Genomic DNA, 13,987 nt, shown 5'->3' with positions numbered 1-13,987 from the left:
CGTGGGCGGCGAAGAAGGGGTTGCTTGATGCGCGCGTCATATCTGTTCACCTCGGAGTCGGTTTCCGAGGGCCATCCGGACAAGGTCTGCGACCGGATTTCCGACGAGATCGTGGACCTGTTCTACCGCGAGGGGCCGAAGGCCGGCATCGATCCGTGGCAGATCCGCGCCGCCTGCGAGACGCTCGCCACCACCAACAAGGTCGTGATCGCGGGTGAAACGCGCGGGCCTGCGTCCGTCACCAACGAGCAGATCGAGGGCGTGGTGCGCGCGGCGATCAAGGACATCGGCTACGAGCAGGAAGGTTTCCATCACGCCACCTGCGATATCGAGATCCTCCTGCATCCGCAGTCGGCCGACATCGCGCAGGGCGTCGACGCGCTGCAGCCGGGCGCAGCCAAGGAAGAGGGCGCCGGCGACCAGGGCATCATGTTCGGCTATGCCTGCAACGAGACGCCGGATCTGATGCCGGCGCCGATCTTCTACGCCCACAAGATCCTGCGCCTGATCTCCGAAGCGCGTCACTCCGGAGTTGAGAAGGTGTTGGGGCCGGACTCCAAGAGCCAGGTCACGGTGCGCTACGAGAACGGCAAGCCCGTCGGCGTGCGCGAGATCGTGGTGTCGCACCAGCATCTGGTCGAGGACATGACCTCGGCGCAGGTGCGTGAGCGCGTCGAACCTTACGTTCGCGAGGCGCTGCCGAAGGACTGGATCACGAAGGACACGATCTGGCACATCAACCCGACCGGCAAGTTCTTCATCGGCGGTCCCGACGGCGACACCGGCCTCACCGGCCGCAAGATCATCGTCGACACCTATGGCGGTGCGGCCCCGCATGGTGGCGGCGCCTTCTCCGGCAAGGACCCGACCAAGGTCGACCGCTCCGCGGCCTATGCCGCGCGCTATCTCGCCAAGAACATCGTCGCCGCCGGGCTTGCCGAACGCTGCACCCTGCAGCTCGCTTACGCGATCGGCGTGGCGCGGCCGCTGTCGATCTATATCGACACCCACGGCACCGGTAAGGTCTCCGAGGATCAGCTCGAGAAGGCGGCTGCGCAGGTGATGGATCTGACGCCGCGCGGCATTCGCAGCCATCTCGATCTCAACCGTCCGATCTACGCGCGCACCTCGTCCTACGGCCATTTCGGCCGCACGCCCGACAATGAGGGCGGCTTCTCCTGGGAGAAGACCGACCTCGTCGAGCCGTTCAAGCGCGCGGTGTAAGTCTTCGCGCTGCGACCCTTCCCCGGTGGGGAGGGTTGCAGGAAGCGCAGTTGTGACTTTGTCGTTTGAGAAGACCGCTGCAACACACCTAAGCCGTCATGGCCGGGCTTGTCCCGGCCATCCACGTCTTTCTTCTGTTGCAGCCAAGACGCGGATGCCCGGCACAAGGCCGGGCATGACGAGAACGGATTGCAGTCCGGTCGCGCAGCAAGAGCCGCTCGGAAGAATATAGGGAACCCACATGACCGCCTTCACCGACTACATCGTCAAGGACATTTCGCTCGCCGAATTCGGCCGCAAGGAGATTTCGCTCGCCGAGACCGAAATGCCCGGTCTGATGGCGACGCGGGAAGAATACGGCCCGAAGCAGCCGCTCAAGGGCGCGCGCATCGCGGGCTCGCTGCACATGACCATCCAGACTGCGGTGCTGATCGAGACGCTGGCAGCGCTCGGCGCCGACATCCGCTGGGTTTCCTGCAACATCTATTCGACGCAGGATCACGCCGCGGCAGCGATCGCCGCACGCGGCATTCCGGTGTTCGCGGTCAAGGGCGAAACGCTCACCGAATATTGGGACTACACCGCCAAGCTGTTCGACTGGCACGGCGGCGGCACGCCCAACATGATCCTCGATGACGGCGGCGACGCCACCATGCTGGTGCATGCCGGCCTGCGCGCCGAGAAGGGCGACACCGCCTTCCTCGACAAGCCGGGCTCAGAAGAAGAAGAGATCTTCTACGCGCTGATCAAGCGGCTCCTGAAGGAAAAGCCGAAGGGCTGGTTCGCCGAGATCGCCAAGAACATCAAGGGCGTCTCCGAGGAGACCACCACGGGCGTGCATCGCCTCTATGAAATGGAGAAGGCCGGCACGCTCTTGTTCCCGGCGATCAACGTCAACGACAGCGTCACCAAGTCGAAGTTCGACAATCTCTATGGCTGCCGCGAATCGCTGGTCGACGGCATCCGCCGCGGCACCGACGTCATGATGTCGGGTAAGGTCGCGATGGTCGCGGGCTTCGGCGACGTCGGCAAGGGTTCGGCCGCTTCGCTGCGCCAGGCCGGTTGCCGCGTGCTGGTCTCTGAGGTCGATCCGATCTGCGCGCTGCAGGCGGCGATGGAAGGCTATGAGGTCGTGACGATGGAAGACGCCGCGCCGCGCGCCGACATCTTCGTCACCGCGACCGGCAACAAGGACATCATCACCATCGAGCATATGCGCGCGATGAAGGATCGCGCCGTCGTCTGCAACATCGGCCATTTCGACAACGAGATCCAGGTCGCCTCGCTGAAGAACCTGAAGTGGACCAACATCAAGCCGCAGGTCGACGAGATCACCTTCCCCGACGGCAAGCGCATGATCCTGTTGTCCGAAGGCCGCCTCGTAAACCTCGGCAACGCCATGGGCCATCCGTCCTTCGTGATGTCGGCCTCCTTCACCAACCAGACGCTGGCGCAGATCGAATTGTTCTGCAACCAGGGCAAGTACGAGAAGAAGGTCTACGTGCTGCCGAAGACGCTCGACGAGAAGGTGGCGCGGCTGCATCTCGCCAAGATCGGCGTCAAGCTCACCGAGCTGCGCCCCGACCAGGCGGCTTATATCGGCGTCAAGCAGGAAGGCCCGTTCAAGTCGGACCATTATCGCTACTGATCAGGTGATCGTCGTTCCGGGGCGCGAAGCGACCCCGGAACGATTTCTCACGATGGCCGGGCTCGTCCCGGCCATCGGCGTTTTTGCCGATCTCATTCGGTTCTGTCAGGTCCGTGACGGTAACGGTCCGGATTGGTCCGAATGGTCAGGTCAGAATTCCAGGTTCGCACCCAGATAGAACGACCGGCCAGGACCGGGAACGGCAGTGCCCCACATGCTCGCGGTGCCCGATACACCGCCGCCGCTAGGGCCGACAGTCCCGGCCTCCCTGTTGAACGACATCGATGCGCCTTCGCCCAGATAAGCGCCGCCGAGCGGCAGGTAATAGAGCTTGTTGAACAGGTTCTCGACGCCGAAGCTGATGCGCAGCTTCTGCCAGGTGTAGTTGCTGCGCAGGTTGACCAGGCTGTAGCCCGGGGTCTTGAGCTCGTTGCGGGCGGTTGACACGTCGGACTTGCTGCTCACCATCACGAGCTCGACACCATTGTCCCAGCCGTCGAGCCGGTGCGTGAGCGTCAGCTTGCTGTTGAGCGGCATGATGTTGTAGAGGCCGCTTCCGGTATCGAGGTTCCTGCCGTTCGTGTAGCTGAGGACCCCCTTCAGGCCGAACTCGCCGATCTCAGTCCGGCCGAGCGGGAGCTTGCCGGACAGATCGAACCCGTACAGGCGCGCCTGCTGGTTCATATATTTCAGGATCACGAACTGATTGGCGACGGCAGGTACGGCGGCGGTATTCGTGGCGGTCCTCCACTGGACGGCGTCGATGTAGTCGCGCACATGGGTGTAGTAAGGCGTGAACCGGATCTCGGCCTCGTGGTCGGCGCTGTGCCAGGCGCCCGTGAAGCTCACGGTGTGGGCGACCTCCGGCCTCAAATAGGGATTGCCGAGATAACCGTTCCCATCGCCGACGAAATTGTTCATCTCCAGCGCCATCACGTTGCGCGACCACGAATAGCGCTCATAGAGGTTGGGCGAACGTGTCTTCTGCATCGCGCCGAACTCGAAGGTGAGATTGGCGTTCGGCGTGTTCCGGAGCAAAGCCGTCAGATCGACATTGTTGTCCTTGTGGGCACGATCCATGGCGTTGAACGCCGCGCGCGAGCCGACCGAACTCGTCTCATACATGCCGGACATGAAGCCGGATGTCAGCGGCGTGCTGCTGGTGTTGTAGCCGACGACGGGGCCGGTGTCGCTCTCGACCCGCTCGAACCGGACGCCCAGGAGCGAGAGCCAGGCCGGGCTCCATCGGGCTTCCCACTCGCTGAAGACGCCGGCTCGGTCCCGCTTGCCGTTGTTGATGTTCCAGAACGTCAGCGGCGCCATCCCGCCGATGCAGTTGCCCACGCCGCAATCGGGCGCCGGCGGCCACCAGTCATCGAGACGATAGGTCTGCAGATCGACGCCGACCCGGAGCACGTCGCGGGGCGACAGCTCGATGTCGGCTTTGGACGATGCGCCGTTGGTCTTGGTCCGCGTGTACATCGGCATGCCATTGACCGGGTAGGACGCGCCGGTCGTGTTCGGCGGCGTTAGCGTGCCGTACGAGAACAGCCGGTCTCCGCCGAAATCCATGTAGTGATGGACGGACTGGTGATAGATCCGGGTCTCCAGATCGCCCCAGTCGAACCTGCCGAGATGGCGCAGGTTGAAGCTGTAGGCGTCGTTGCCGAGCATGTCCATGCGCTGGTTCGGATAGAGCTGGTAGGGAACCTCCTGTATGCCGGCCTTGAACTCGATCAGCTGACCGTCTTTGTTCCAGGCGATCCCCAGCAGGTGATTCCGGGTCTCGTAGGCGGATGAGCCGACCTGGTCGAGGGGGAGCACGGGCGTGATGGAGCTCCTCAGAACGAAGTTCTTGAAGTTGCCGCCGGCCGTGTAGTTGTCCGCTTTGACGGCAGCGCCGCTGTAGCTGACGCTGTAGTTCTCGGTCGCCATGGTCGCCGACAGGTTGGCGCCGCGCACATTGCCGTTGCTGCGGTAGAACGTCCCGATGCTGCCTTTGGTCAGCAGGCTTTGACCTGGCGCGGCGAAGGCTGGCCCGAGCGAGGTGACGGCCACGGTGCCGCCGATCGAGTCTCCGCCGACGCTCACCGGCGTGACGCCCGCCCAGACCTTGGCTGCGGCAATCTGGCTCGGATCGATGTAGGACAGCGCCGGATTCATGTGATTGGGGCACGAGGCGATGGTGTCCATACCGTCGACCTTGATGCGCAGCCGGTCGTCGGCGAGGCCATGGATCGCGGGCAGGCTCGACACGCCGCCCGCCGAGTAGAGGCTGACGCCCGGTACGTCCGCGAACAGGGCGGCGGTGTCGTTCGTCGTGGCGCGCTTCGCCAGGATGTCGCCCGCTGCAACCGAGGTGCTGCCGGGTGGGGTGGCGATGCCGTCGGGCGAGACCGCGGGCGGCGGTGTCGGATTGGGCTGGCTCGCCGGGTTTGCTGCTGTGGCATGCGCGCCCCGGCGGCGGATCGCCGGTCGGCGGGCCGGGCCGTGCTGGGGCATTGTGACGATCACTTGAGGCAGTGTCGCGGCGGCGCGACCCCGCGGTTCGTCTTGCGCAAGCACAGGGGACGGCATGGCGAAGGCCAGCAGTGCCGGCGATGTCAGCACGGCGGTCGAACGGAGCAATCGGCGCCGGGCGGGTGTGGAACGGTGGTGCATGATGGGATCTCGGATTCCGGATAGGAAGGCGCAGGGCGGCAGGCGCGTTGTGGCCTTCGTGAAAAGTGGTCGCGACATCGCGGCTGCAGGCATGGCCGAGCTTGCCGCGAGACAGCAGCAGTCAGCTCGTCCGGCTGATGCCGGCCGCATCGTCACGCGTTCAGATGTGTGGAAGAGACAGCCTAGGCGGTCGCCGGCGGCCCGCGGGCGACAGGCAGGTCATGCGCAGGCGGGAGCGGCGATATGACATCGATGCGCCCGACCAGAATCGCCACCACAACCGGGATCGGCAGAGCGATGATCGAGGCTTGAGGGAGCGTGACGCTGCGTCCGAGCGCACAAAACGGACAGCTCGCACATTGCTTGGCGGCTGCATCGCTATCGTCGGCCGCCGAATGATCAGCGCTGCTCTGGCAAATGATTGCGGCGGTGACGTCGGGGCCCGAAACGGCCGCGCTCATCGCGCAGAACGCCAGGGTCGACTGGAAGATCAGCGCCCATGCCGCGAACCATACGAGTGAACTGCACAGCCGCGATCGCGCCGTTCGTAGGATCGAAATATGCGCGAGAGCGGACGCGACCAACTCGCGACGCCACAGCGTGCGCAAGCGTGCCTTGCGCCTCACTGTTTCGATCCTGTGTAGTTGACGCCCCCGTCGAGCCACTGACTGACGCTCCCCCTTCGAATTTTCCTACAGGAGCGCGCATCGAATTGGCAATGGAGCACGCGAGGCTTCGTGGACTCCTGTGCCGGTGGATCAATTCTGCCACAGTGAAGGTAGCTTCACCTCATGTGCAAACCAGGTGAAGCTGAGCGTCATGGGACGATTGCAAATAAGTCGCAATCGCGATGTAGCTGCGGCCGTGGAATGACGCGCGGCTGGCTGGCGCAGCTCCATCCCGGCGAGCAGAGCTATCGGCCGATGACATGCGCAATGCGGCCAGGCGGCGCGGCGTGATAGGCGTGGCGGTGGCGCCGCTGCGCCGCCGTATCGGTGTCCTTGGTGCCCGGATTCACATAATCTTCCTCCATCGATTGCAAGTCGCCTCGCATTGACATGAACTGGTCAATCTCGGTGCCGAGAAAGGTGTGTGTTCGGCTGGTAGGCAATATGAAGAACAGGGCTCTCGCACTCCTCATCTTGTTTCTCGGCCTCGTCGGACCAGTGCACGCCGCCGAGCTCGACGTTGCCGTGGCTGCGGCCCACGGCGGCGACTATGCGCCCGCGCTGAAAGTCCTGTCGGCGCTGGCCGAAAAGGGTGATGCGCGCGCGCAGTTCGATCTTGGCTTCATGCAGGCCAATGGCTGGGGCCTACCGCGCGATCCGACCGTGGCGGCCGGCTGGTATCGCAAGGCCGCGGAGCAGGGGCTTGCCATCGCCCAGCATTTCCTTGGCCTGGCTTATGTGAACGGCGAAGGCGTGCGGATCGATGACGCGGAAGCTGCGCGCTGGTTCGCACGCGCGGCCGCACAGGGATTTGCCCAATCGCAATACATGCTCGGTCTGATGCTGTTGGATGGCCGCGGCGTGTCCAAGGATGTGGTCCATGGCTATGCCTATGTCGTCATGGCCGGCCAGGCCGGGGTGCGCACGGCCGGCCGCGCGGTACAGCGGCTCGCCTTGACCGAAGCCGAGCGCGCGCAGGCCCAGGACATCATGACGCAATGGAAGCCGAAGCTCGAATCGAGCGTCGCGAGCATCGCCAGTCCGCGCAGTGAGGATCTGCTCGGCCTAGACCGGCATCTCGGCGCGATCGTCGATCCCACCGCCTGGCCGGCATCCGCGATCGGCGTCGTCACGGTGGCCCGTTATTCGAACGGCGCCTGGTGCACCGGCACGCTGGTGGCGCCCCGGCTGGTGCTGACGGCCGCGCACTGCCTGTTCAACGGCACCGCGCCGGTCAGTCCCGGCAACGTCCATTTTCTTCTCGGCATGGACAAGGGGACGCCGGCCGCGTCGGCGGCGGCAGAGCGGCTGATCGTCGCAAGGGATTTCGTTCCGACCCCGCTGGACCAGTGGACATTGGATCGAGCCCCGGCGGATTGGGCGTTGATCGTTCTCAAACAGGCGCTGCCGTCGCGGCCCATTGCCGTGAAGGCGCTGACGCGAGAGCAGCTGCGCACCGTGGCCGAGGCCGGGAGGATTTCGGAGATCGGCTACGGCGAGGAACGGCGTTACTCGCCGACCGAGCAGCGCAATTGCCGCGCCGACATCACTAATGACGAGCGGCTGTTGATCCTCCACTGCCTGGCGAACCATGGCTATTCCGGCTCGCCAATCCTGGCCGATATCGACGGAACCATTGCAGTGATCGGCATCTTCTCCTCGTTCCACGAAGAGACACGCGTGACGTTTGCCCCCTCCGCCAGCCGGTTCGAGGCTGCGGTCAGGGATCAGATCTCGGCCGAAGCGGTGCCGGCGCGTTGATCGGTGGCGTGTCGGCGTTCGCGCGCCACGCCTTCGCCCACCAAGTTAAGGGACTCCTAAAACCCTCACGCTAGCATGGCTCCTCAGCGTCAATCGCTCGGGAGTACGGCCATGAGTTCGCTCGACTATTCGGCTCACGGGGCGCCGCAGGCCGCTGGAGCCTTGGGCGATCTCAACCGGCTGCGCCGCCTCGCGCGCGTATGGATCGCTGCGGCCAGCGTCGTCTATGTCGTCGACCTGTTGCGGCAAACACGCCTCGGTCTGACCGACGGCGTGCAGCGCCCGTTAGGCGACGATTTCATCAATTACTGGTCCGGTGCGGCGGTGGCGCTGCAAGGCCATGCGGCCAGGGCTTACGATTTCCTGGGCTTCCATGCCTTCGAGCAGTCCGTGGTGGGGCCCACGCTCGACCTCTATCATTATTCCTATCCGCCGGTGATGTTGCTGCTGACCTTGCCGCTGGCGCTGCTGCCTTACGTGCCGGCGCTGGGCCTGTGGCTGATCGGCACCTGGTACGCATTCTATCGCGCGCTCAAGGCCGCGAGCGGCGAGGGCGTGCTGCTGCTGGCGTTGGCGACGCCCGCGGTATTCATCAACGCGATGCTCGGGCAGAACGGCGCCCTGACCGCCGCGCTGCTGGGTGGCGGGCTGGTGCTGCTCGAGCGCCGGCCGGTCCTGGCGGGCATGCTGTTCGGCCTGCTCGCCTTCAAGCCGCATTTGGCGCTGATGCTGCCGGTGGCGCTGCTTGCTGGTCGGCAATGGCGCGCGCTCGTGTCCAGCGGCGTCACCGTGCTGATGCTCGTTGCCGCGAGCGTGATCGCATTCGGATTGGAACCGTGGACCGACTATCTCAGGAACCTGCCGATCCTGCGCGTCGCAATCCTGGAGGACAGCACCGATATCTGGCGCCTGATGGTCTCGGTGTTTGTCTTCGCGCGCCGCTTCGGCGCAAGCCTCGAACTCGCCTACGGCTGTCAGGCCGTCTCCGCCATCATCGCGACAAGCGTCGTGGCATGGTCATGGTGGCGCGACCATCCGCGGCATATCCGCTACGCCCTGCTGATCGTCGGCACCTGGCTCGCGATTCCCTATCTGCAGCACTACGATCTGGTGGTCGGCGCCTTCGTCGTGGTCTGGCTGCACACGGAGGAGAGGCGGCCGCAGGCGCCGGTAGCCTGGATCCGGGCGGCCATGGCCGCGGTGCTGCTGCTGCCGCTGGTCGCAGCTTCGATCGGCAAGAACACCGACCTGACCTTCGGCCCGCCATTTCTGATCCCGGTGTTCGCGCTGCTGGTCCGCTTGGCCGTGGGGTACGATCGCGCGCAACGGCAGGCGGGCAAGGCACTGACATTCGCAAATGAGCCGGCCGCAAACTGATACGACTGCCGGCGCGGGACATTAGAGCATTTTTCGATCAAGCTGGTTCGTATCCTGCAGCTTTGAAGTAGTTGGCGCATTCGGCTGGTTTGAAGCAGTCGAGGCAGCGCCCGATGGCGTCCCATAGGCCATCAACAGTCCGTTCTGCGGCCGCCCTGAGAAGCGCTTTGAGCTTGGAGAAGGCATTTTCGATGGGATTGAAGTCCGGACTGTAGGGCGGAAGATAGAGCAAGTGCGCTCCGGCGGCTTCTATCGCCGCTCGTACGCCCGCGCCTTTGTGGCTGCTGAGATTGTCCATCACGACGATGTCGCCTTGCTGCAATTCGGGAACGAGAACATGATCGACATAGGCTTGGAAAGCCTCGCCGTTGATCGGGCCATCGAGCACCATCGGTGCCGTCATTCCCGATTGACGCAGGCCAGCGACGAAGGTCGTCGTCTTCCAATGACCATGTGGAATTGAAGCCCGCAGGCGCTCGCCGCGAGGGGCGCGACCGCGGGTCCGAGCCATATTGGTCGAGGCCCAGGTCTCGTCGATGAAGACAAGCTTGGTGGCGCTCAATTCGGTCTGCTTGCACGCCCACTCTTCCCGCTTGCTCAGGACATCAGGCCGCTCTTGCTCGGCGGCGTGCGCTGTCTTTTTTTAAACGTGATTTTTCGACGGGCGAAGAAGCGGTGCAGTGCAGAGACGCTGAAGCTGTGCCCTTTGGCCACGAGGGCCATCTTCAATTCCTCCAGCGTCATATCGGACTTGTCAGCAACCAGCGCCAGAATGACATCGGCCTGCGCCTCAATCGCCTTCGAACGCTGATCGCCGCCCAGCTTCTTTGGCGCGACATCGCCAGTTTCCTCTCCCTGCGCGACCCACCGGATCGCACTTGATGCGCTCACCTGGTAATGGGCCGCTGCCTGCCGCCGCGACATGCCGCCCTTGACCGCTGCGACAACCCGCTTCCGAAGATCGACCGAGCAAGAGCCTGCCATCGCTTGCCTGCCTCCTTTGCCTGCAAGCAATTTGAAGCAGACCAGAGCCAATTTGGGAATCCCTCTCGATTCAGCTCGATCGCAAACCGCTCTAGGTCGCGCGGGAGCGCGCCGCCCGCGCGGATCGGATGGCGGTCGCTCTTGCCGCTCTGACATGCTTACCTGCACCGTGCTCGCGACGCGCGGCGAGATGTTTGCGTCTATTCGCCTCGGCGACAACGTGCCGAACGGCCGGTCCGCGATGCGAGGCATATTCCTGGCCGTCGATCGGGGCGACATGGGGCGGATCGCGATCGAGATAGGGCCGGCCGATGCCGAATTCCTGCCCGTGCACGTCGATCCACTTCCAGAGCTGTTCGGTCGAAGTCCAGCGCTCTGCGCGCGTTGCGCCCTTGACGCTGACGATATCCGCCGCGAGTCCATGGCCATAGCCGCCACGGAAGCTGCCGCCATGATAGGACCTGTCGGAGGCCGCCTTCAGCCCGCTGGCGATCGACTGCCGGTAGTCGTCACGGAAGGCGCTGGTGATGCCGGGCGAGAGGCCCGCGGCCTCCGCGGCGTGCAGCGTGTAGAACAGTTTCAGCTTGAAGCCGCGGTCCATGCCGCCGATCACGTAGTCCATCAGCGACAGGCTGGCCTTGTCCGCCGCCTTGGGGTCCTTCCACGTGAAGTCTTCGTCGACCAGCCTGGTGAAGGTCCTGGCGACGGTCACGGTCCGGCCCTTCCGCTTGACCGTCACGCTGCGGCGTTCATGCACCTTGATCGAGTCCTCCTTGGGCGCGCGCTGATACAGCGCCCACAGATAGCGGTCGACGCAGGTCTCGATGATGAAGCACTCGTCGGCGACATCCGTCGCGTTTACGCTTGCTGTGCGGTCGTCAGCCGTCGGGGTCTCGGGCGTATGGTCCCGCACGCTGGCGGGCGTGTCCAGCGTCGCCGCGGTCTCGGCTGGCAGCATCTCACTCGGATCGGCGGAGGCCATTCGGAGCGATCCTGCGGGCTCGGGCGTGCGTCCTTGCTCCGCGGTGGCTGTATTATCCACATCCACAGCCGCCGCGACCGGTGCCGCGGATGTTGTGCCGGCATGGCGGTCCATGACAACCGGGGGCGTCACGGTTGCTGACGCGATCTCGCCGACCTCTGCGGCCCCGAACTGCGGTGCTGCGGCGGCGGTCGCTACGCCGACCGATTGCAGTGCTGCTGCGGAGCGCGGAGCATCGACAGCCCTCGGTGCATCAATGACCCGCAGTGGTTCTATGAGTTGGGGTGCATCGCTCGCCTGCGGCGCGGCGTTGGCTTGCAGCGCCAGAGCAAACGTGGCCGCACTGTCCAGTGTCGATGTGCTGCGGCCGGGGATTGGTGCCTCGCCTCCCTCGCTGGTATCCATCAAGCTCATCAAGGTCGGCAACGGAAAAAGTTGGCTAGCGAGCAGGACCGACAGGCAAGACGTCAACGCAACCGCCGCAAATCGTGCGTTCATGATCCCAGCCTCCTGAGGGCTACATGGGCCAGACTCGCAAGCCGAGCCTGCGATGCGGGTCGATTGTTTGGATCACGGAAGGGGGGCGCAATAGCACAGGCTAGCCCCAGCCGGCGTTTTCGGGGAACCGTTGCCGAAATGCAACGCCTGATCGCAGCTCTGCACGACTCGGCTCGGCGGTCATTCTCCTTGTCCGGAACGATATGAAGGCACCAGCCCGCAAACGCCCCTGGTGACGGCCTGCGACCGCAATGACAAAACCGCAAGATCGGTCGGGCGCGTCATGTCTGCATCCGCTTAGCTGGTGCTGCCACGGAGGATGGAAGATGAAGGCGGCGCTTCAAAACTACCATGCTCGGATGCAGCGGGTGCTCGATCACATCGACCGGCATCTGGATGACGATCTGGACCTGGACGCGCTGAGCAGTGTCGCTGCCTACTCGAAGTATCACTTCCACCGGCAGTTCACGGCAACCTTCGGACTGTCCGTGCATCGCTACATCCAGCTCGCCCGCCTGAAGCGCGCTTCATATCGGCTGGCCTATAGGGATGCCGAAAGCGTCACGGACATCGCGATGGATGCCGGCTACGACGCGCCGGACGCCTTCGCCCGCGCCTTCCGGCAAAGGTTCGGGCAATCGCCTTCATCGTTCCGGAAGTCTCCCGACTGGGAGCCGTGGCTTGCCGCCTTCGGGCCTCTCGACAATGCAAGGAGCAAGCTCATGCAGAAGACGTTTACCGCTGACGATGTGACGATTCGCGATGTGCCTACGACGCCGGTGGCGATCATGGAACATCGGGGCGACCCGGCGATGCTCGGCGCCACCATCCAGCGGTTCATCGCGTGGCGTACAGCCGCTGGCCTGCATCCAAAGAGCCACCCGACCTTCAATGTCTGGCGTTCCGAGCGGCGTCCGGCGTCGCCTGCCGATTATAGCGTGGATCTTTGCGTGGGGACGGATCAAACAATCGAAGCGAACGGCGAGCCCATCAAGGCGGGCGAGATTCCTGGCGGACGCTGCGCGGTGTTGCGCGTCGTTGGTAACACCGACAATCTGGAGCCCGCCGCGCTCTACCTCTATCGCGATTGGCTTCCGGCTAGCGGCGAGGAAGCACGCGACTTCCCGATCTACTGTCAGCGGCTGAGCTTCTTCCCGGAGGTGCCTGAGCATGAGACGGTCGCGGAGTTGTTCTTGCCGCTGAAATAGGACTCTCTGACGGCGGTCCGTTCCTTCCGATCGCAGGAGGCGGACCGGCCGCTGTTCATCCGAACCGGCCTCGGCGGGTTCGCGGCCAGGCTGGCTATCGTGGAGTCTCGTTGATCGAAAGCTCCTCTCCAATTGCGCCTAGCGGCACGCGCTGACCGTGAACCACGCGATCCCGAACGCGCCGTCGCGTTCTCTGATGCAGACGGAATCCCCGATTTGCAGCCGCGCGTAGAGATCCTGCGACACCGTGGCGTCGTTGGGCTTGGCGAACGGTCCCCAGGGCGCCAGCGTGAGATGATAGGTCGCCATCCGGCCATGGCCGAGATGCTTGCCCTGCACCTGGCTGCGCAACACCGATTGCGGCGAGCGGTCGAGCCGCTGATTGAATTGCCCGAGCATGCCGAAGGCGTAGGCCGCCACGAAGGCCGCGGCGGCGATGAGGCGCCACCAGCGCCGTGCCAGGTTGGGCTCGAAGCGAGCGGCGGCGAGCAGGAAGATCACCGCGACCGCGAATGCAAAGGCGATCAGCGGCAGCCAGCTCACCAGATTGAGATCGAGCCAGGTGCGGGCGAACAGGGCGCCGGCCGCTACGGCACAGGCCCCGGCCAGGTTGGCCTGTGCGGAGCCGGTGCCGAGCCCGATCCGGAACCGGTCGCGCCATGCGACCACGAGCAGCGCTGCGATCAGGGGCAGCGCGACCAGGAGCGCAAGCAGAATGCCATCGGGCTGCGGTCCGAACAGCGAGGCCAGCGCGATCAGGATCGCTGCGACCGTCGATCCGGCAGCAAGCCGCTGCGACCGTGCAAGCTCGCGCTCGCGAGCCTCGCGTGCTTTCTCGGGCCGATCAGCCTCATTCGTCACGATCTCAGCTCCAGTCCTGCGCAAAGCCATCGGACACGCCATCCATAGATCAGGAGGGTTGACCGAATACGAATGGCCTCGCTCGCCGATTTGACAGGACGGATGCGTATCGTCA

The 13,987-nt window shown here is 64.5% G+C and carries 10 protein-coding genes; 5 read left to right on the top strand and 5 right to left on the bottom strand.

What is annotated here, in order from left to right:
• The first annotated feature begins 27 nt into the window (after positions 1 to 27).
• Positions 28 to 1,224, top strand: a complete 1,197-nt coding sequence (metK, locus tag QX034_RS03415) for a methionine adenosyltransferase (RefSeq protein ID WP_315704457.1) — start codon at positions 28 to 30, stop codon at positions 1,222 to 1,224.
• 241 nt (positions 1,225 to 1,465) lie between these two features.
• Positions 1,466 to 2,872 (top strand): adenosylhomocysteinase, encoded by a 1,407-nt coding sequence (gene ahcY / locus QX034_RS03410; protein WP_315727725.1) that lies wholly within the window; start codon positions 1,466 to 1,468, stop codon positions 2,870 to 2,872.
• Positions 2,873 to 3,022: 150 nt separating this feature from the next.
• On the opposite strand, the gene QX034_RS03405 is transcribed toward ahcY, so the two are convergent.
• Together QX034_RS03405 and QX034_RS03400 are read right to left on the bottom strand one after the other, a co-directional pair.
• The gene (locus QX034_RS03405; RefSeq protein WP_316189114.1) at positions 3,023 to 5,374 is read right to left on the bottom strand and encodes a TonB-dependent receptor; all 2,352 of its coding nucleotides are present in this window, start codon (positions 5,372 to 5,374) and stop codon (positions 3,023 to 3,025) included.
• A gap of 341 nt (positions 5,375 to 5,715) precedes the next feature.
• Positions 5,716 to 6,159, bottom strand: coding sequence for a DUF2946 family protein (locus QX034_RS03400; RefSeq protein WP_316195009.1), 444 nt, complete (start codon positions 6,157 to 6,159; stop codon positions 5,716 to 5,718).
• Positions 6,160 to 6,645: 486 nt separating this feature from the next.
• Between QX034_RS03400 and QX034_RS03395 the strand changes: the two genes are divergently transcribed.
• A complete protein-coding gene (locus QX034_RS03395) occupies positions 6,646 to 7,962 on the top strand; it encodes a trypsin-like serine protease (protein ID WP_315729597.1) in 1,317 nt (438 codons plus the stop codon).
• Positions 7,963 to 8,073: 111 nt separating this feature from the next.
• Positions 8,074 to 9,339, top strand: coding sequence for a glycosyltransferase family 87 protein (locus QX034_RS03390; protein WP_315729596.1), 1,266 nt, complete (start codon positions 8,074 to 8,076; stop codon positions 9,337 to 9,339).
• A gap of 37 nt (positions 9,340 to 9,376) precedes the next feature.
• Here the strand turns inward: QX034_RS03390 and QX034_RS03385 are convergent.
• Both QX034_RS03385 and QX034_RS03380 read right to left on the bottom strand, forming a co-directional pair.
• Positions 9,377 to 10,323, bottom strand: a protein-coding gene (locus QX034_RS03385; RefSeq protein ID WP_315727984.1) for an IS630 family transposase whose coding sequence is annotated in 2 segments (ribosomal slippage) — positions 9,377 to 9,975 and positions 9,975 to 10,323 — 948 coding nt in all. Because the reading frame shifts where the segments join, the coding sequence is not laid out codon by codon here.
• Between the two features lie 91 nt (positions 10,324 to 10,414).
• Positions 10,415 to 11,803, bottom strand: a complete 1,389-nt coding sequence (locus QX034_RS03380; protein WP_410050937.1) for a hypothetical protein — start codon at positions 11,801 to 11,803, stop codon at positions 10,415 to 10,417.
• Between the two features lie 326 nt (positions 11,804 to 12,129).
• Between QX034_RS03380 and QX034_RS03375 the strand changes: the two genes are divergently transcribed.
• Positions 12,130 to 13,011 carry an AraC family transcriptional regulator gene (locus QX034_RS03375; RefSeq protein WP_315747652.1) on the top strand — a complete coding sequence of 294 codons (882 nt, stop codon included), beginning with the start codon at positions 12,130 to 12,132 and terminating at the stop codon, positions 13,009 to 13,011.
• A gap of 138 nt (positions 13,012 to 13,149) precedes the next feature.
• Here the strand turns inward: QX034_RS03375 and QX034_RS03370 are convergent, their stop codons facing one another.
• A complete protein-coding gene (locus QX034_RS03370; protein ID WP_316195007.1) occupies positions 13,150 to 13,872 on the bottom strand; it encodes a hypothetical protein in 723 nt (240 codons plus the stop codon).
• Between the last annotated feature and the right edge of the window lie 115 nt (positions 13,873 to 13,987).

Origin of the sequence: Bradyrhizobium sp. SZCCHNR3119 (genome assembly GCF_032487775.1) — a bacterium.
Classification (GTDB): domain Bacteria; phylum Pseudomonadota; class Alphaproteobacteria; order Rhizobiales; family Xanthobacteraceae; genus Bradyrhizobium.
The sequence above is the reverse complement of the archived record's forward strand: the minus strand, read 5'-3'. Positions and strand labels throughout refer to the sequence as shown.

What these genes read in the sequence shown, in the direction of transcription:
- QX034_RS03380 (WP_410050937.1), bottom strand. Translation starts at nt 11,803, where the DNA reads ATGAACGCACGATTTGCGGCGGTTGCGTTGACGTCTTGCCTGTCGGTC.
- QX034_RS03375 (WP_315747652.1), top strand. Translation starts at nt 12,130, where the DNA reads ATGAAGGCGGCGCTTCAAAACTACCATGCTCGGATGCAGCGGGTGCTC.
- QX034_RS03395 (WP_315729597.1), top strand. Translation starts at nt 6,646, where the DNA reads ATGAAGAACAGGGCTCTCGCACTCCTCATCTTGTTTCTCGGCCTCGTC.
- QX034_RS03390 (WP_315729596.1), top strand. Translation starts at nt 8,074, where the DNA reads ATGAGTTCGCTCGACTATTCGGCTCACGGGGCGCCGCAGGCCGCTGGA.
- ahcY (WP_315727725.1), top strand. Translation starts at nt 1,466, where the DNA reads ATGACCGCCTTCACCGACTACATCGTCAAGGACATTTCGCTCGCCGAA.
- metK (WP_315704457.1), top strand. Translation starts at nt 28, where the DNA reads ATGCGCGCGTCATATCTGTTCACCTCGGAGTCGGTTTCCGAGGGCCAT.
- QX034_RS03405 (WP_316189114.1), bottom strand. Translation starts at nt 5,374, where the DNA reads ATGCCCCAGCACGGCCCGGCCCGCCGACCGGCGATCCGCCGCCGGGGC.